Raw genomic sequence first — 19082 nt, 5'->3', positions numbered from 1 at the left:
TGTCCGAACCGATCCGGAGCCGCCCGTTGAGCGACATGGACGACATCGCGCCGGGCCTGATGGTCCTGCACGGCAATCGACTCGAGGAACTGCGCGACGTGCTCGTCGCGTGGCTCCGCCGTGCGCCGCTCGCGCCGCTCGAAGACGAATGGGTGCTGGTGCAGTCCAACGGCATCGCGCAGTGGTTCCAGCAGGCGCTGGCGCGCGGCGTGGATGCCGGGGGGCTCGGGATCGCGGCGGCGGTGAACGTGCAGTTGCCGGGCCGGTTCCTCTGGAAGGCGTATCGCGCGGTACTGGGCGACGATGCGGTGCCGCCCGAGTCGCCGTTCGACAAGTCGCGGCTGGTCTGGCGCCTGATGCGGCTGCTGCCGACGCTCGCGCGCGACGAAGGTTTCGAACCGCTCGCCGGGTTCCTCGGTAACGAGGGCGACGCGCGGAAGTGCCACCAGCTCGCCGAGCGTCTCGCCGATCTGTACGACCAGTACCAGGTGTACCGCGCCGACTGGCTGGACGACTGGGCCGCCGGACGCGACGTGCTGCGCGACGCGCGTGGGGGGGCGCCGGCCATGGGTCCGGGCGATCGCTGGCAGGCCGCGCTCTGGCGCCGGCTGCTCGACGACGTGGGGCCCGGCGAGGCCGAGGGGCACCGTGCCGCGGTGCATGCGCGTTTCCTCCGCGCGACGGCGGCGGAAGGCGCGCGGCCGGCACGCCTTCCCCGGCGCATCGTCGTGTTCGGCATGTCGTCGCTGCCCCGGCAGACGCTCGAGGCCCTGTCGGCGCTCGCGCGCTGGTCGCAGGTGCTGCTCGTGGTGCTCAACCCCTGCCGTCATTATTGGGCCGACGTCGTCGACGACCGCGAACTGCTTCGCGCCGAGCGTCGCCGCCAGGCGCAGAAAGCCGGCATGCCCGCGCTGCCGTCGGACGCCGACATGCACCTGTACGCGAATCCGCTGCTGGCCGCGTGGGGCAAGCAGGGGCGCGATTACATCCGCATGCTCGACGAATTCGACCACCCCGAGACGTACCGCGAGCGGTTCACCGCGTGGGACCAGCGCATCGACCTGTTCGAGGAGCCCGCCGCCCACACGCTGCTGGCGCAGGTGCAGGGCGCGATCCTCGATCTCGAACCGTTGCCTTCCACGCCGCGCGCCATCGCGCCCGACGACACCAGCATCGTTTTCCATGTCGCGCACGGGCCCCAGCGCGAGGTCGAAATCCTGCACGACCAGCTCCTGGCCCGCTTCGAGGCATCCGCGCGCGCGGGCGATCCGATCCTGCCGCGCGACGTGATCGTGATGGTGCCGGACATCGAGACCTACGGTCCGCACATCGACGCCGTCTTCGGTCGCGTGTCGCGCGACGATGCGCGCTACATTCCCTACAGCGTCGCCGACCGCGCCTCGCGCGGCACCGTTCCCGTGGTGATGGCGCTCGACATGCTCCTCGGCATGACGGAATCGCGCTTCACCGCCGGCGATCTCGCCGACCTCCTCGACGTGCCGGCCATCCGCGCGCGCTTCGACGTGGCGGTCGACGACCTGCCGCTGCTGCATCGGTGGATCGAAGGCGCGGGCGTCCGCTGGGGCCTCGACGCCGCCCAGCGCGCGTCGCTCGGCCTGCCGGCGCTGGAGCAGAACACGTGGCTCTTCGGTCTGCGCCGCATGCTGCTCGGCTACGCCGTCGGACGCGGCGCGGCCTGGCACGACATCGAACCGTACGACGAGGTCGGCGGCCTGGACGCGGGGCTGGTCGGGCCGCTCGCCGATCTCCTGCAACGCCTGGGCGACCACTGGCGCGCGCTGGCTGAGCCCGCCTCGCCCGCCGCGTGGGCGCTGCGCCTGCGCGCGTTGCTGCGCGACTTGTTCACCCCCGCCGAGCCCGACGACAGCATCCGCATCGAACGCCTGCACGAGGCGCTCGACGCGTGGGAGCGCGCCTGCGCCGAAGCGGCGTTCGACGAAGCCCTGCCGATCGACGTCGTGCGCGAAGCGTGGCTCGGCCAGCTCGACGACGGCGGCTTGTCCAAGCGGTTCCTCGCAGGCGCCGTGAGCTTCGGCACGCTGATGCCGATGCGCGCGATCCCGTTCCGCCTCGTCTGCCTGCTCGGCATGAACGACGGCGATTATCCGCGCGCGCGCCCCCCGATGGATTTCGACCTGATGTCGCGCGCCGGCGCCTGGCGTCCGGGCGACCGTTCGCGCCGCGAGGACGACCGCTACCTGTTCCTCGAAGCGTTGCTTTCCGCACGCGACGCGCTGCACATCGGCTGGGTCGGCCGCAGCGCCCGCGACAACGCGGAGCGCATGCCTTCGGTGCTGGTCGGCCAGCTTCGCGACTACCTCGCCGCCGGCTGGCGCGGCGCGGACGATGCGTCGCCCCTGTCGCGCCTTACGGTCGAGCATCCGTTGCAGCCCTTCAGCCGCGGTTATTTCCGCGAGGGCGACGAGCGCCTGTTCACCTATGCGAGCGAGTGGCGCCAGGCGCACGACGGCGCCGTGTCTCTGCCGGATGCCGCGCTGCCGCCCTTCGTGGTCGAACGCCCGATCGGCCTCGCCGTGCTGCGGCGCTTCCTGCGCCACCCGGTGCGCGAGTTCTTCCAGTCGCGCCTCGGCGTGCGCTTCGACATCGCCGACGTGGCCGCCGACGACCTCGAGCCGTTCGCGGTCGACGGTCTCGGCCGCTTCGCCATGACCGACATGGTGCTGCGCGCGGCGGTCCGGGGTGACGGTCCGGCGAGCACCTCGATCGCGGAAGCGGCGGCGCGGCTGCAGCGCAGCGGTCTGCTGCCGATGGGCGCGTTCGCCGCACCGGTGCGGCGCGACATCGAGACGACCGCCGGCATCGTCGTCGGTCGTCATGCCGCCGAGCGGCGCGCCTGGCCGCACGATGCGGGCAAGCGCGAGGTCCGCCTCGAGGTCGCCGGCGTCGTGCTGGAAGACTGGCTGGCCGATCTGCATGCCGATGCGTCGGGCCGTCTCGCGTCGTTGCTGCTGTCCCCGTCGGCGGTACTGGGCGACGACGGCACGCCGAAGGCGCATCGGCTCGTCGCGCCGTGGGTCGATCACCTTGTGGCGCAGGCGGCCGGTGTCGCACTGGAAACGCGTTACATCGGTCCCGACGCGACGATCGTCCTCGATGCCATGGATGCCGATCACGCGCGGCGGATGCTCGACACGCTCGTGCACGCGTGGCGGGAAGGCATGCGCATGCCACTGCCGGTCGCCGTGAGGACGGCGCTGGCCGCGCTAGGCGCCCCGGCCGACGAGGCGCGCACGGCGGCCCGCCACGCCTACGAAGGCGTGCACGAACGCACGCGTGGCGAAGTCGACGGCGACCCCTATCTGGCGCGGGCATGGCCCGAGTTCGCCGCGCTGGAGGGCGCCGGCTTCGATCGCTGGCTGCAGCCGTACCGCGATCTGCTCGCCGCGCTGCGCGTGGAGGCCGCATGAGCGTCGACACGCGGCCCCTGCGACCGCTGGCGATGCCACTCGACGGCGTGCGCCTGATCGAGGCCAGCGCGGGCACCGGCAAGACCTGGACGATCGCGGCGCTCTACGTGCGCGCGATGCTGGGCCACGGCATCGACCGTCCACTGTTGCCGCCGCAGGTGCTCGTCGTCACCTTCACCGAGGCGGCGACACAGGAGCTGCGCGAACGCATCCGCGCACGCCTGGTCGACGCGGCGCGCGCGTTCCGGGCGGGCAGGGCGGAGGAGCCGTTCCTCGACGAACTGATGGCCGAATACGCGCCGGACGACCACGCCGCCTGCGCGCGACGGCTCGAACTCGCCGCGCAATGGATGGACGAGGCCGCGGTCTTCACCATCCACGGCTGGAGCCAGCGCATGCTGACCCAGCACGCGTTCGGCAGCGGGCACGCCTTCGCGCAGACGCTGGAGCCCGACGAGAGCGAACTGCTCGCCGAATGCGTGCGCGACTACTGGCGACAGGCCTTCTATCCGCTCGACGAGGGCCGGCTCGCGCCGATCCTCGAGGAGTGGCGCACGCCCGAGGCGTTGCTCCGCTCGCTACGGCCGCTGCTTGGTGGCGGCGAGACGACGTTGCGCGTCAACGGCGACGTGTTGCCGCACGAGGTCGACATGGCGGCGACGCTCGCCGGTCGGGCGGCGTGGGACGGGGAAGCGGCGCGGCGCCTCGCCGATGCCGCCCGTTCGTGGCTGGCCGACGCCGACGCGCTCGAAGCGCTGCTGACGGAGGCCGTGCGCGGCAAGGTGTTGCACAACGGCTGGTACAAGCCCGACCGCATGCCGCTCGACCTCGCGGCCATGCGTCGCTTCGCCACCGGCGGCGACGCCGCGGGCTTCGATATCGCGCGCTATGCGACGGCGCGGCTGGCGAAGGCCACCGGCAAGGGCAAGACGCCGCCGTCCCATCCCGCGTTCGGCGCCCTCGATCACTGGCAGGCATGGCAGGCGGGCAAGGTGGGCGTGCGTCACGTGGTGCTGGCCGATGCGTTGCGTTGGGTGCGCGAGCGCTTCGCCGCGCAGAAGCGCCGCCGCGCGCAGATCGGTTTCGACGACCTGCTGCTGCGCCTCGACCGCGCGCTGGCGGCGCCGTCCGGCGCCGATCTCGCGGCGACGATCCGCGGGCAGTATCCGCTCGCGCTCATCGACGAATTCCAGGACACCGATCCGCTGCAGTACCGGATCTTCCGCGCGATCTACGGCGAGGCGCCCGAGCAGGGCCTGCTGCTGATCGGCGATCCGAAACAGGCGATCTACGCGTTCCGCGGCGCCGACATCCATACCTACCTCGCGGCACGCCGCGAGGCGCGTCCGCCGCATTACAGCCTCGACACCAACCACCGCTCCAGCGAAGGGATGGTCGCCGCGGTGAACGCCGTGTTCGGCCGTGCCGAGGCGCACGCCACGGGCGCGTTCCATTTCGACGCCCGCGGGCTGCCCTTCGTTCCCGTGCAGGCGCGCGGACGCAAGGAGGCCTTCACCGTCGACGGCGAACCGCAGCCGGCCATGCAGCTGTGGCTGCTCGACGACGAGGCGCCGGTCGGCGTGCGGATGTACCGCGACCAGATGGCGGGGGCGTGCGCCGCGCGCATCGTCGAGCTGCTGCAGGCCGCGGATCGCGGCGCGTGCGGCTTCACGGGCGCCGACGGCACGTTCGTGCCGCTGAAGCCGGCCGACATCGCGATCCTCGTGCGCAGCCATAACGAAGCCGCCGAGATGCGCGCGGCCCTGACGCAGCGGCGCGTGCGCAGCGTGTTCCTGTCGGATCGCGACTCCGTGCTGGAGAGCGTGGAAGCGCACGACGTGCTGCTCTGGCTGCGCGCCGTGGCGGAGCCGTCGTCCGACGTCGCCATGCGCGCGGCGCTCGCCACCCGCAGCCTCGGTCTGGGTTACGGCGAGCTGGAGCGACTGAACGTCGACGAGCGCCACTGGGAGCGGCGTGGCCAGCAGCTGTTCGAGCTGCGCGAGGTCTGGCGGCGCGGCGGCGTGCTGGCGATGCTGCACCGGTTCCTCCACGTCTTCGACCTGCCGGCGCGCCTGCTCGCCGCGGCGGGGGGCGAGCGCGCGCTGACCAACCTGCTTCACCTCGCGGAACTGCTGCAGCAGGCGGCCGCGAAGATCGAGGGCGAGCAGGCGCTGATCCGCCACCTTGCCGAGCGGATCGCGGATGTCGCGAGCCATCACGGCGACGACCAGATCGTGCGCCTCGAAAGCGACGACGACCTGGTGAAGGTCGTCACCATCCACAAGTCCAAAGGTCTCGAATACCCGCTGGTGTTCCTCCCGTTCGCCTGCGCCTCGGGCGCGGCGCGGGGAGGGCAGGGCTATCGCTATCACGACGGCGAAGGCGCGCAACTGGAATTGTTGTCCGCCAGCCACGACGACGCCGGCGACGCCGTGCGCGAGGCGAAGGAGGCCGCGGAGCGCGCGGCCCTGCAGGAAGACCTTCGCCTGCTCTATGTCGCGCTTACCCGCGCGCGGCATGCCTGCTGGATCGGCGTCGCGCCTGTCTGCCACAACCCGTCGAAGAAGCCGCAGCTGCACCGCGGTGCCTTCGGGCACCTGCTGACGGGCGGCGCCGAGATCGACAACGGCGCCATCGAGGGGCTTCTGCGCGATCTCGCGCGCGAGCACCCGTCGATCGCGCTGGACTACATGCCGGCACCGCACGACACGCCGTACGTGCCGCTGTCGCGCGACGACGCCCCACGTCCCGCGCGCGAACCGCGAATCGCCCGCGCCAAGCCCTGGTGGATCGCGAGCTACAGCGCGCTTCGGCATGCGGACGATGCGGTGCCCGCTCCCGAGACCGCGACGGACGACATCATCGTCGAGTACGCGGCCGAGCCGGTCGCCGCGGCGCCCGACGCCTCGTCGATCCACGGATTCGAGCGCGGCGCGGAAGCCGGCACGTTCCTCCACGATCTTCTCGAATGGATCGCCGAGGAGGGCTTCGCCGCCATCGCAACGGATCCCGTGCGCCTGCGCGACACCGTCGCGCGACGCTGCGAGCGCCGTGGCTGGGAGCGGCACATCGACGTGCTGACGGACTGGCTGCTCGTGCTGCTGCGTACGCCCCTGGCGCTACCCGACGGACGGACGTTCGCACTCGCGGCGCTCGACGACGCACGCCGGTACCGGGCGGAGCTCGAGTTCCTCTTCGAAGCGCGCGGTGTCGACACGCTCGCCCTGGATCGCATCGTGCGTGAGCACACGCTCGACGCGGCGCCGCGGCCGGCGCTGGCCGCCGACACCGTCAACGGCATGCTCAAGGGCTTCATCGATCTCATCGTCGAGCACGAGGGCCGCTGGTACGTGGCCGATTACAAATCGAACTGGCTGGGTACCGACGAGCGAGCCTACACCGCCGATGCCATGCGGCGTTCGATCCTCGACGCCCGCTACGAACTGCAGTACGCGCTGTACCTGCTCGCGCTGCACCGGCAGCTGCGCGCCCGCCTCGGCGACGCCTACGACTACGACACGCACGTCGGCGGCGCGGTGTACCTCTACCTTCGCGGCGTCGACGGGCGCGGCCATGGCGTGCACGTCGAGCGCCCGCCGAAGGCCATGATCGACGCGCTCGACGTGCTGTTCGACGGGGTGCCCGCATGACGGCCGACATCGGTACGTGGCTCGACCGCGCGGTGGACGACGGGCGCCTCCGCCGCGTCGACCGCGCCTTCGCACGCTTCCTCGCGACGCTCGATCCGCAGGGCGACCCCCGCGTCCTCGCCGCCGCGGCGCTGGCGAGTCGCGAGCTGGGCGAGGGCCACATCTGCGTCGACGTGCGCGCGCTGCCGCTCATGGACGCGTCGCTGGCCGGCGCGGACGACTGGCTGGCCGCGTCGCCCCTCGTCGGTGGCCCCGACGGAGATCCGGCGACGCCGCTCGTCCTCGACGCCGGCTGGTTGTACCTGCGGCGGTTCTGGCGCGACGAGGCCAGCGTGGCGGCGGGGATACTCGCGCGTCTCGACGCCTTGCCCGTGCCCGATGACCTCGGCGACGAACTGGACCGCCTCTTCGCCGCCGATGGCGACGGGCCCGACTGGCAGAAGATCGCGTGCGCGATCGCGGTGCGCGGATCCTTCGCGGTCATCACGGGTGGGCCGGGAACGGGCAAGACCACGACAGTGGTGCGGCTGCTCGGTCTGCTGCAGACGCTCGCGTTCCGCAACGGCATGCCGCGCCTGCGCGTGCGGCTCGCGGCGCCGACGGGCAAGGCGGCGGCGCGCCTCAACGCGTCGATCGCGGGGCAGATCGAGCGCCTCGACGTCGACGATGCGATCAAGCAGGCGATCCCGGCCGAAGTGACCACCTTGCATCGTCTGCTCGGTAGCCGGCCGGACAGCCGGGCGTTCCGCCACGATCGCGACAATCCGTTGCATCTCGACGTGCTCGTGATCGACGAGGCGTCGATGATCGACCTCGAGATGATGTCCGCCACGCTCGACGCGTTGCCGGCCGGCGCCCGGCTCGTCCTCCTGGGCGACAAGGACCAGCTGTCGTCGGTGGAGGCGGGTGCCGTCCTCGGCGACCTCTGCGCTCGCGCGGACCGCGGTCATTACGACGTGGCCACGCGCGACTGGCTCGCGCGCACCTGCGGCGTGGACGTCGCCGCGTGGAGCGACGCGGCCGATGCGCGCCCGCTCGACCAGCACGTCGCGATGCTGCGACGGAGCCGACGTTTCGGCAGCGAGAGCGGCATCGGCGCACTCGCCGCGGCGATCAACGCGGGCGACGCGGCCGCGGTGCGCGAGGTGTTCGCCAACGCGCCGGCGGACATCGCGTTGCACCCCGGCACGCCCGCCACGATCGCCGCGCTGGCGATCGACGGTCGCGGGGACGCGCCCGGCTACGCGCACTACCTTCGCGAGCTGGAGGCCACACGCCCCGCCGCCGACGCGGCGGACGACGCGTTCACGGCCTGGGGTGCCGCCACGCTGCGCGCGTACGCGCGGTTCCAGTTGCTCTGCGCGGTGCGCCACGGCGAGGCCGGCGTGGAAAAGCAGAACGCGCGCATCGCGCAGGGGCTGCTGGAGCGGGGGCTTGTCGACGCTGTGGATGGCTGGTACGAAGGCCGTCCCGTCATGGTCACGCGCAACGATTACGCGCTGGGTCTGATGAACGGCGACGTCGGGGTCACGCTGTGGATCCGCGACGCGCAGGGCGGCATGGCGTTGCGCGTGGCGTTTTCGGTGATGGACGAGGGTGGCGGCGAACGCATCCGCTTCGTCGTGCCGAGCCGGCTCGCGGCGGTGGAGACCGTGTACGCGATGACGGTGCACAAATCGCAGGGTTCCGAGTTCGAGCACACGGCGCTCGCGCTTCCGGCCGAGCCGTCGCCGGTGCTGACCCGCGAGCTGGTCTACACCGGCGTGACCCGCGCGCGCAGCCACTTCACGTTGCTCGCGTCGCCCGACATCTTCGACCACGCCGTCCGGCAGAAAACCCAGCGCGCGTCAGGCCTGCTCCGCCGCCTGTCGTGACGCGGCGGCCGGCAGGTGGGAGCCGATCGTATCGGCGATCCCGCGATAGCGGGCCCGATGGCGAGCGACGCGGCAAACTCAACCGACGCCGTAAAACCCCTTGTACCACTCCGCGAACTTCCGCAGACCCTCGTCGATCGGCGTCGACGGCGCATAACCCACGTCGCGCCGTAGCGCCGATACGTCGGCCCACGTGTCGGGCACGTCGCCCGGCTGCATCGGCAGCAGGTTCTTCTCCACGCTGCGTCCGAGGTGCTTTTCCAGCGTGGCGATGAAGTCGAGCAGCTGCACCGGCTCGTCGTTGCCGATGTTGTAGACGCGGTACGGCGCGGCGGACGTGCCGGGATTCGGCGACACGGGGTCGTAGGACGGATCGGCCTCGGCCGGATGGTCGAGCGTGCGGATCACGCCCTCGACGATGTCGTCGATGTACGTGAAATCGCGGCTGTGCTGGCCGTGGTTGTACACGTCGATCGGCTCGCCGCGCACGATGCGGCTGGCGAACAGGATCGGCGACATGTCCGGGCGTCCCCACGGGCCGTAGACGGTGAAGAAGCGCAGGCCCGTGGTCGGGAGGCCGAAGAGATGGCTATAGGTGTGCGCCATCAGCTCGTTCGATTTCTTGGTCGCGGCGTAGAGGCTGACCGGATGGTCGACGGCGTCCTCGACCGCGAACGGCATCTTCCGGTTCGCGCCATACACCGAGCTCGACGACGCGTAGACCAGGTGCCCGACCTTATGTCGCCGGCAGGCCTCGAGGATGTTGACGAAGCCTACGAGGTTGCTCTGCACGTAGGCGTGCGGATGCGTCAGCGAGTACCGCACGCCCGCCTGCGCCGCGAGGTGCGCCACGCGCTCGGGCTGGAAATCGGCGAACGCGCGGTCGACCGCGGCCTGCTCCGAAAGATCGGCCCGCACGTGCGTGTACCCCGGATGGTCGATGAAGCGCGCCAGGCGCGCTTCCTTCAGGGCCGGGTCGTAGTAATCGTTGTGGTTGTCGAAACCCATCACCGTGTCGCCGCGGGCGAGCAGGCGTTCGGTGAGGGCCGAGCCGACGAAGCCGGCACTGCCGGTGACCAGGATGCGCATGGGGTAGGGCCTGCGGGGTAGGGCGGCCGCACAGTGTAACGGACCCCTTTATTGACACGGGAGCAGCCCTGATCTAGTTTTCGGCAGATAACCACGAACGAAGGTGGCCCGCGGCAACGCCGGCCGAGTGTGCGACATGCGGACTACGCGCTTCCCAACCTGAGCCCCCGCCACGTCTTCGTCACCATCGAAGGGCGCCTGGCGCCCTTTTTGTTTTCCGGAAACACGCCTCCCATGATCCAGATCACGCTTCCCGACGGCAGCCAGCGCCCGTTCGAGCATCCCGTTTCCGTGCAGGACGTCGCCGCCTCCATCGGCGCCGGCCTCGCCAAGGCCACCCTCGCCGGCAAGGTCGACGGCAAGCTGGTCGACGCCAGCTACACCATCGATCGCGACGCCGCGCTCGAGATCGTCACCGACAAGAGCCCCGAGGCGCTGGACATCCTGCGCCACTCCACGGCCCACCTGCTGGGCCAGGCCGTGCAGCGCCTGTTCCCCGGCGCGCAGGTCACGATCGGCCCCGTGGTCGAGAACGGCTTCTATTACGACTTCGCGTACGAGCGCCCGTTCACCCCGGACGATCTGGGCGCGATCCAGGCCGAGATGGAAAAGATCGTCAAGGAGGAGATCCCGGTCACGCGCTCGGTGAAGACGCGCGACGAGGCGATCCGCTTCTTCCGCGGCATGGGCGAGGAGTACAAGGCCCAGATCATCGAGAGCATCCCGGCCAACGAAGAGCTCTCGCTCTACACGCAGGGCGAGTTCACCGACCTCTGCCGTGGTCCGCACGTGGCCAACACGGGCAAGCTGCGCGCGTTCAAGCTGATGAAGGTCGCGGGCGCCTACTGGCGCGGCGATTCCAACAACGAGATGCTGACGCGCATCTACGGCACGGCCTGGCTCAACGACAAGGATCTTAAGGCCTACCTGCACCAGCTCGAAGAGGCCGAAAAGCGCGACCACCGCCGCATCGGCAAGCAGCTGGACCTCTTCCACATGCAGGAAGAAGCCCCGGGCATGGTGTTCTGGCATCCCAAGGGCTGGGCGATCTGGCAGGCGGTGGAGCAGTACGTCCGCGGCGTGTACCGCAAGAGCGGCTACCAGGAGGTCCGCGGTCCGCAGATCATGGACGTCAGCCTCTGGAAGAAGTCGGGCCACTGGGACAACTACCAGGAGAACATGTTCTTCACTGAGTCGGAGAAGCGCACGTACGCCCTGAAGCCGATGAACTGCCCGGGTCACGTGCAGATCTTCAACACGAACCTGCACAGCTACCGCGACCTGCCGATCCGTTACGGCGAGTTCGGCGGCTGCCACCGCAACGAGCCGTCGGGCGCGCTGCACGGCATCATGCGCGTGCGCGCCTTCACGCAGGACGACGGCCACATCTTCTGCACCCCGGCCCAGATCGAGGGCGAGGTGGCGGCGTTCCATGCGCAGGCCATGAAGGTGTACGAGGACTTCGGCTTCAACGACATCGCGATGAAGATCGCGCTGCGCCCGGACAAGCGCATCGGCTCGGACGAGGTCTGGGACAAGGCCGAGCACGCCCTGCGCGCGGCCCTGTCGGCCGCCGGCGTGGCATGGGAGGAGCTGCCGGGCGAGGGCGCCTTCTACGGCCCGAAGATCGAGTACCACATGAAGGACTCCATCGGCCGCGCCTGGCAGGTGGGCACGATGCAGGTGGATTTCATGATGCCCGAGCGCCTCGGCGCCGAGTACGTGGACGAAAACAGCCAGCGCCAGCATCCCGTGATGCTGCACCGGGCCATCGTGGGCTCGATGGAGCGCTTCATCGGCATCCTGATCGAGCACCATGCCGGGTTGCTTCCGACCTGGCTCGCCCCCATTCAGGCAGTGGCGTTCAGCATCACGGACGCACAGGCCGATTACGTGCAAGACGTCACGCAAGCCCTTGTAGGAAAAGGCTTCAGGGTGCAGGCTGATTTGCGCAACGAAAAAGTCGGATATAAAATCCGCGAGCATACGTTGCAGAAGGTTCCCTATCTGATCGTGGTCGGCGACCGCGAAAAGGAAACGGGTACCATATCCGTACGTACCCGCGGCGGCGAAGACCTCGGCAGCATGCCGGTGGCTCAGTTCGTCGAACGTTTGGAAGCCGAGACCCGCCGCTAGGCCGCGGGTCCGGTATTGGGATCATTCTTCTGGAGGATAGCGGTATCGCTACGACCGATAACAAGGGCAATCGCAAGAACAACGAGATCCGCGTTCCGCGGGTTCGCGTGCTGGGCGCCGAAGGCGAGCAGATGGGCATCATGGACACCCGTGACGCCATCCGTGCCGCCGAGGACCTCGGCATGGACCTCGTCGAGATCCAGCCGAACGGCGATCCGCCGGTCTGCAAGATCATGGATTACGGCAAGTTCAAGTTCGAAGCCCAGAAGAAGGCCTCCGCTGCCAAGAAGAAGCAGAAGCAGGTCGAGATCAAGGAAGTGAAGTTCCGCCCGGTCACCGACGAGGGCGACTACCAGATCAAGCTGCGCAAGATGCGCGAGTTCCTCGAAGAGGGCGACAAGGTCAAGGTCACGATCCGCTTCCGCGGCCGTGAAATGTCCCACCAGGACCTCGGCCAGAACCTGGCCCGCCGCGTCCAGACGGACATCGGCGAAGACGGCGTCGTCGAGTCGTTCCCGCGCCTCGAAGGCCGTCAGATGGTCATGATGATCGGCCCGAAGAAAAAGGCCTGATCCTCCGGCCTCCCGTGGGAGCGCACCTGGGCGCGAACGCTCTTCGCCCCGGTCCGCGTGCCGGCGCGCCACTCCGCAGGCTGGCGTGAACGGCGGTCGCGGCCAGGTCCGCTCCTACACATACCTTTTAGATTCGTGTATCATCGCCGGCTCGGTCCGTATGGATGGGCCGATCCACCGTACCCGGCAGGAAGGAAAGTGCAGGCCCTTCAGGGCCTTGCCGCCGGATCAGTCAGCAACCGAATACGGAGCATTCCGATGCCCAAGATCAAGACCAACCGGGCGGCCGCGAAGCGTTTTCGCAAGACCGCGTCCGGCAAGTTCAAGGCCGGTCACGCCTTCAAGTCGCACATCCTGACGAAGAAGTCGACCAAGCGTAAGCGCGGCCTGCGCGCTCCCAACCACGTCAAGGCGTGCGACACCAAGGGTGTGGCTCGCATGTTGCCGTATCTCTGAGGGAGGGCTGAAAAATGGCTCGTGTTAAGCGTGGTGTTACCGCCCGTCGTCGTCACAAGAAGATCATCGGCCGTGCCAAGGGCTACTACAACGCCCGTCGCAAGGTTTTCCGCGTAGCTAACCAGGCCGTCATCAAGGCCGGTCAGTACGCCTACATCGGCCGCAAGCAGCGCAAGCGTCAGTTCCGCGCGCTGTGGATCGTCCGTATCAATGCCGCCGCCCGTCAGTTCGGTCTGTCGTACAGCCGCCTGATCAACGGTCTGGCCAAGGCCAACATCTCGGTCGACCGCAAGGTCCTCGCCGATCTGGCCGTGCACGACATCAAGGCGTTTGGCGCGATCGCAGAGAAGGCCAAGGCCAGTCTGGCTGCGTAATCCGCTTTACCACGCGCGGTAGTCTTATCGCGCGAAGATGGATGACGTGGGGAGAAGGCCTTGCCTTCTCCCCATTTCTTTTTCCACGTCAGGAAAACCGATGGAATCGATCGAGAACATCGACGCGTCCCTCAAGGACATCGAAGCCGCCGCCACCCTCGATGCGCTGGACGCCGTCCGCGTCGCGCTGCTGGGCAAGAACGGCGCGGTCACGGCGGCGCTCAAGGCACTGGGCCAGCTGACGGGCGACGAGCGCAAGGCGCGCGGCGCCGAGGTCAATCGCGTCAAGGAACGCCTGACCGATGCCATCGCCGCACGCAGGCAGTCGCTCGAACAAGCCGAACTGGATCGTCGCCTCGCCTCCGAACGCATCGACGTGACCCTGCCGGGACGCGATGGCGAATACGGTGGCATCCACCCGATCACGCGCGCGCTCGAGCGCATCGCCGACATTTTCGGTCGCCTCGGCTACCAGCGTGCCGACGGCCCGGAAATCGAGGACGACTGGCACAACTTCGAGGCGCTGAACTTCCCGCCGCATCATCCCGCGCGCGCGATGCACGACACCTTCTATTTCGGTGACGGCCGCCTGCTGCGCACGCACACCTCGCCGGTGCAGATCCGCTCCATGCAGGGCCGCCAGCCGCCGATCCGCATCATCGCGCCGGGCAAGGTCTACCGCAGCGATTCGGATCAGACGCACTCGCCGATGTTCCACCAGATCGAAGGCCTGCTGGTCGACGAGACCTCGAGCTTCGCCGACCTCAAGGGCACGCTGGCCGAGTTCGTGCGCGCGTTCTTCGAGCGCGACTTCGAGATGCGCTTCCGCCCGAGCTATTTCCCGTTCACCGAGCCGTCCGCGGAAGTCGACATCCGCTGGGACGCCGAAGACGGCAGCAGCCGCTGGCTCGAGGTGCTCGGCTGCGGCATGGTTCATCCGACCGTGCTGGCGAACTGCGGCATCGACCCGGAGCGCTACACGGGCTTCGCCTTCGGCCTCGGCGTCGAACGCTTCGCCATGCTGCGCTATGGCGTGGGCGACCTGCGCGCGTTCTTCGAGAACGACCTGCGCTTCCTGCGTCAGTTCGCCTGACCCGCATCGACGCGTGGCCGGCCGGCGGCCGGCCACGGACCCCACGTTAACGAGTCGCTCCCATGAAATTCTCCGAAAACTGGCTACGCGAACTGGTCACCATCGATGCCGACCGTCCGGCGCTGGTCCACGCGCTGACGATGTCCGGCCTCGAAGTCGAAGAGGTCACGCCGCTGGGTGATGGCCTCGACGGCGTGGTCGTCGCGCAGATCGTCGAAGCCGCGAAGCATCCCGAGGCCGATCGCCTGCAGGTGTGCAGGGTGGACGCGGGGCAGGGCGAACTCCTGCAGATCGTCTGCGGCGCGCCCAACGCCCGCGTCGGCATCCGCGTGCCGCTCGCCATGGTCGGTGCCACGCTGCCGGGTGGCGTCGCCATCAAGGCGGCGAAGCTGCGCGGCGTGGAATCGTTCGGCATGCTCTGCTCGGCGAAGGAGCTCGGCGTCGACGCCGACGCCTCCGGCCTGCTCGAACTGCCCGCGGATGCGCCCCTCGGCACGCCGCTGGCCGCGTACCTCGGGCTGCCCGACGCCAGCATCGAACTCAAGATCACGCCGAACCGGCCGGACGTGCTCGGCCTCTACGGCCTGGCGCACGACGTCGCCGCGCTGTTCGGCAGCCAGGTGAAGGCGATCGGCGGCGGCGACGCCCCGGTCACGTCCACGGCCACCCGCGCGGTGAGGCTGGAAGCCGGTGCCGACGCGCCGCGTTACCTCGGCCGCGTGATCGAGGGCGTCGACGCCAGCGCCCGTTCGCCGCTGTGGCTCGCCGAGAAACTGCGCCGCGCGGGCATCCGTCCCATCAGCGCCATCGTCGACGTCACGCAGTACGTGATGCTCGAACTCGGCCATCCGCTGCATGCGTTCGACAACGGCAAGCTGTCCGGCGCCGTCGTCGCCCGCCACGCGCGCGACGGCGAGACGCTCAAGCTGCTCGACGGCAGCGAGGCGAAGCTCGACCCGTCGTTCGTCGTGATCGCCGACGAGGCGAACGCGCTCGCGGTGGCCGGCGTCATGGGTGGCATGGATTCCCGCGTCACGGACGACACCCGCGACATCTTCCTCGAAGCCGCGCACTTCACGCCGTCCGCGATCATGGGCCGCGCGCGCAAGCTCGGCCTGCACACGGACGCCTCGCACCGCTTCGAGCGCGGCGTCGATCCGGCCCTGCCGAAGCGCGCGATCGAGCGCGCGACCGAACTCCTGCTGGGGATCGCCGGCGGCAAGGCCGGCCCCGTCACGGTGGCCGAACTGCCGGAGTACCTTCGTGCGCACGAGCCGGTGCTCCTGCGCCATGCGCGCCTGCGTCGCGTGCTCGGCATCGACGTCGCCGCCGGCGAAGTCACGCGCATCTTCACCGCGCTCGGCATGGGCGTGGAGGAGATTCCCGACGGTTGGCGTATCACGCCGCCGAGCAGCCGCTTCGACATCGAGCGCGAGGAAGACCTCATCGAAGAGGTCGCCCGCATCCACGGTTACGAGCGCATCCCCACGCATGTGCCGGCCGGCGAGATCGCCCTCCGCGCCGAGCCGGAGGCCCGCCTCGACGAGATGGCCCTGCGCGACCAGCTGGCCGCCCGCGGCTACTTCGAGGCCGTGACGTTGTCGTTCGTCAGCGCCGACCTGCTGCGCACCTGGCATCTCGACCACGCCTGGGTGCCCCTGGCGAACCCGCTGTCCGCCGATCTGGCCGTCATGCGCACGTCGCTGCTGCCCGGCCTGGTCGAGGCCCTGCGCCACAACCGCGCGCGCCAGCAGGAGCGTGTGCGCCTGTTCGAAATCGCCCGCAGCTTCCACGCCACCGGTGGCGCGCCGGACGAGATCGGCCGCGTCGCGGTCGTCGCGTCGGGAACGGCGCGCGCCGAGCAGTGGGGCGAGGTCTCGCGCCCGGTCGACTTCTTCGACCTCAAGGGCGACCTCGACGCGCTGATCGCCCACACCGGCGAGCCGGCGCGCTGGACGATCGACACGCAGGACCTCCCGTTGTGGCTGCACCCGGGCCGCGGTGCCCGCGTCCTTCGCGACGGCGTGCCATCGGGCTTCCTCGGCGCGCTGCACCCGGCGCTGGCGAAGTCGCTCGACCTCGGCCCCGACGTCTATGTGATGGAGCTAGCGCTCGAGCCGATCCTGGCGCGCCGCCTGCCCAGCGCCGGCAAGGTCCCGCGCTTCCCGGCCGTCCGCCGCGACATCGCCGTCGAGCTGCCGGAAGAGGTGACCTGGGCGTCGGTCGAAGCGACCGTTCGCGAGGCGCTCGGCGACATCCTCGTAGGGATCCGCCTCTTCGACCGCTACGCCGGAAAGGGAATCGATGAAGGTCGAAAGAGTCTCGCTATGGGCTTGATTTTACAGGACGCTTCACGCACCCTTACCGACGACGATGCCGACGCTCGCGTCGCCGACGCGGTGGGGGCATTGGAGAAGACATGCAAGGCAAGATTGCGAGGATAAGATGGCGCTGACCAAGGCGGAAATGGCCGAGCGGCTTTTCCTCGACGTAGGCCTCAACAAGCGCGAGGCCAAGGAATTCGTGGACGCGTACTTCGAGGTCGTGCGCGAGGCTCTGGAGCGGGGCGAGCAGGTGAAGCTGTCGGGTTTCGGCAACTTCGACCTGAGGCAGAAGAATCAGCGGCCCGGTCGCAATCCCAAGACCGGCGAAGAAATTCCCATCTCTGCCCGGCGGGTGGTCACCTTCCGTCCCGGCCAGAAACTCAAGGTAAGAGTCGAGGGCTATGCTGGATCCAGGGAATAACACCGAACTTCCGGCCATTCCGGCGAAGCGCTACTTCACCATCGGTGAGGTCAGCGAGTTGTGCGGTGTCAAACCCCACGTGCTCCGCTACTGGGAGCAGGAGTTTCCGGCCCTCAAGCCCGTCAAGCGCCGCGGCAACCGCCGCTATTACCAGCGCCACGACGTGCTGATGATCCGCCAGATCCGTTCGCTGCTGTACGACGAGGGTTTCACCATCACGGGCGCCCGCGCCCGCCTCGAAGGCCCGCAGGCCCGGATGGAAGCCAGCATGTCGCACCAGATCGTGCGCCAGGTGCGGCTCGAACTGGAAGAAGTGTTGACCCTGCTTCGTCGCTGATCCGCCTTCCGCAGATCGCGGCGATGCTGTTACAATCGTCAGCTCGTCGGGGTGTAGCGCAGCCTGGTAGCGCACTACGCTGGGGGTGTAGTGGTCGCGAGTTCGAATCTCGCCACCCCGACCATTATTCTGAAAAGCGTCCTCCGGGACGCTTTTTTTTTCGACCCGGTAGGAGCGCGCCTTGCGCGCGACATGTTTTGAGGCCGTGAGCCGCAGGTCCTGGGCTTCTCGCGAGGAGCTGTCGCGCGCACGCGCGCTCCTACAGTTCACGCCGAATCGGCCGATACCCCTGCAGAGCACCAGGGGAACCGCAGGCGCCACATGAGCATCGAAGACATCCTCCGCGAGGAGGACGCCGGCGTTTACAAGACGCTGCTGGAATCCACCCGCGCCATTCCGTGGAAGATCGACTGGGCGACGCTGCGCTTCGCGTATATCGGTCCGCAGATCGAGGAGCTTCTGGGCTGGGCGCCGCAGTCGTGGCAGACGGTGCAGGACTGGGCCGACCGCATGCATCCCGAGGATCGCGAGTGGGTCTTCAACTTCTGCGTGTCGCAGTCGCAGGCGGGCATCGACCACGAGGCCGATTACCGCGCGTTGCGCAAGGACGGCGAGTTCGTGTGGATCCGCGACGTGGTCCATGTGGTGCGCAATCCCGACGGCACGCCGAACGCGCTGATCGGCTTCATGTTCGACATCAGCGAGCGTAAGCGCACCGAGGAGCGGCTGCTCGACATGCAGCGCGAGCTCGAGGAGCTCTCGTTCAAGGACGGCCTGACTGGCGTGGCGAATCGCCGCCGTTTCGACCTCGTGATGGAAAGGGAGTGGCGGCAGGCGCAGGCCGATCGCCAGCCGCTGTCCGTGGTCGTGCTCGATATCGACTACTTCAAGCAGTACAACGACCACTACGGTCATCTCGAAGGCGACGAGTGCCTGAAGCGCGTCGCCGCCGCGCTGTCGGGCATCGTGCGAGGCCCGCGCGACCTTCTCTGCCGTTTCGGCGGCGAGGAGTTCGTGTTGCTCATGCCCGACGCCGACGCGGCCACCGCCATGGCGCTGGGCTGGCGCTGCCTCGACCTCGTCGACAAGGCGCTCATTCCCCATGCCGGCGCGGGTGACGGCAAGCGCCTCACGCTCAGCGCGGGCGTCAACACGCTCGTTCCCGCGGAGGGCGACGACATCCTTCCGTTCATCGCACTGGCCGATCGCCGTCTTTACATGGCGAAGGAGCGCGGCAGGGCACGCGTGGTGGCCGAGGGCGGCGTCCCCGCCTGACGCCCGCGTTTCCCCGTAGGAGCGGACCTGGC

General features: G+C 69.1%; 13 protein-coding genes and 1 tRNA gene. 13 read left to right on the top strand and 1 reads right to left on the bottom strand.

Going from position 1 to position 19082, the window contains the following annotated elements:
• Positions 1-35 precede the first annotated feature (35 nt).
• The 3 genes from recC to recD are packed head-to-tail and all read left to right on the top strand — an operon-like array spanning position 36 to position 8973.
• Complete coding sequence (recC, locus tag BMW54_RS08665) at positions 36-3449, top strand: exodeoxyribonuclease V subunit gamma (protein ID WP_254779265.1); 3414 nt, start codon at positions 36-38, stop codon at positions 3447-3449.
• Positions 3446-7099: an exodeoxyribonuclease V subunit beta gene (recB, locus tag BMW54_RS08660; RefSeq protein WP_090054635.1), complete on the top strand. Its 3654-nt coding sequence runs from the start codon at positions 3446-3448 to the stop codon at positions 7097-7099. Before recC ends, recB begins: the two co-directional genes overlap by 4 nt.
• A complete protein-coding gene (recD, locus tag BMW54_RS08655; protein WP_090054633.1) occupies positions 7096-8973 on the top strand; it encodes an exodeoxyribonuclease V subunit alpha in 1878 nt (625 codons plus the stop codon). The genes recB and recD overlap by 4 nt, the downstream gene beginning before the upstream one ends.
• Positions 8974-9051: 78 nt before the next feature.
• Here recD and BMW54_RS08650 read toward each other — a convergent pair whose 3' ends face one another.
• Positions 9052-10062: an NAD-dependent epimerase gene (locus tag BMW54_RS08650; protein WP_090054631.1), complete on the bottom strand. Its 1011-nt coding sequence runs from the start codon at positions 10060-10062 to the stop codon at positions 9052-9054.
• Positions 10063-10296: 234 nt separating this feature from the next.
• Between BMW54_RS08650 and thrS the strand changes: the two genes are divergently transcribed.
• From thrS to BMW54_RS08600, 10 genes are all read left to right on the top strand, one after another.
• Positions 10297-12198: a threonine--tRNA ligase gene (gene thrS / locus BMW54_RS08645; protein ID WP_090055841.1), complete on the top strand. Its 1902-nt coding sequence runs from the start codon at positions 10297-10299 to the stop codon at positions 12196-12198.
• Positions 12111-12770 carry a translation initiation factor IF-3 gene (gene infC, locus BMW54_RS08640; RefSeq protein WP_343124114.1) on the top strand — a complete coding sequence of 220 codons (660 nt, stop codon included), beginning with the start codon at positions 12111-12113 and terminating at the stop codon, positions 12768-12770. Before thrS ends, infC begins: the two co-directional genes overlap by 88 nt.
• 258 nt (positions 12771-13028) lie before the next feature.
• Entirely contained in the window at positions 13029-13226 is a 198-nt protein-coding gene (rpmI, locus tag BMW54_RS08635; protein WP_036114929.1) for a 50S ribosomal protein L35, read from the top strand.
• A 14-nt stretch (positions 13227-13240) separates the two neighbouring features.
• On the top strand, positions 13241-13600 hold the full coding sequence (gene rplT / locus BMW54_RS08630; protein WP_072322974.1) for a 50S ribosomal protein L20: 360 nt from the start codon (positions 13241-13243) through the stop codon (positions 13598-13600).
• A 100-nt stretch (positions 13601-13700) separates the two neighbouring features.
• Positions 13701-14693 (top strand): phenylalanine--tRNA ligase subunit alpha, encoded by a 993-nt coding sequence (gene pheS / locus BMW54_RS08625; RefSeq protein ID WP_090054628.1) that lies wholly within the window; start codon positions 13701-13703, stop codon positions 14691-14693.
• A gap of 62 nt (positions 14694-14755) precedes the next feature.
• Positions 14756-17137: a phenylalanine--tRNA ligase subunit beta gene (gene pheT, locus BMW54_RS08620; protein ID WP_090054626.1), complete on the top strand. Its 2382-nt coding sequence runs from the start codon at positions 14756-14758 to the stop codon at positions 17135-17137.
• 1 nt (position 17138) lies between these two features.
• Complete coding sequence (ihfA, locus tag BMW54_RS08615) at positions 17139-17438, top strand: integration host factor subunit alpha (RefSeq protein ID WP_036114917.1); 300 nt, start codon at positions 17139-17141, stop codon at positions 17436-17438.
• Positions 17419-17775: a MerR family transcriptional regulator gene (locus tag BMW54_RS08610; RefSeq protein WP_036114913.1), complete on the top strand. Its 357-nt coding sequence runs from the start codon at positions 17419-17421 to the stop codon at positions 17773-17775. Before ihfA ends, BMW54_RS08610 begins: the two co-directional genes overlap by 20 nt.
• Before the next feature lie 47 nt (positions 17776-17822).
• Positions 17823-17899 (top strand) — tRNA-Pro (locus BMW54_RS08605).
• A gap of 197 nt (positions 17900-18096) precedes the next feature.
• A complete protein-coding gene (locus BMW54_RS08600; protein WP_090054625.1) occupies positions 18097-19050 on the top strand; it encodes a GGDEF domain-containing protein in 954 nt (317 codons plus the stop codon).
• Positions 19051-19082 lie beyond the last annotated feature (32 nt).

Source organism: Luteibacter sp. 329MFSha (assembly GCF_900111665.1).
In the GTDB taxonomy this organism is placed as follows: Bacteria; Pseudomonadota; Gammaproteobacteria; order Xanthomonadales; family Rhodanobacteraceae; genus Luteibacter.
Note: the sequence above shows the minus strand (reverse complement) of the source record. Positions and strands in the feature narration are given on the sequence as shown.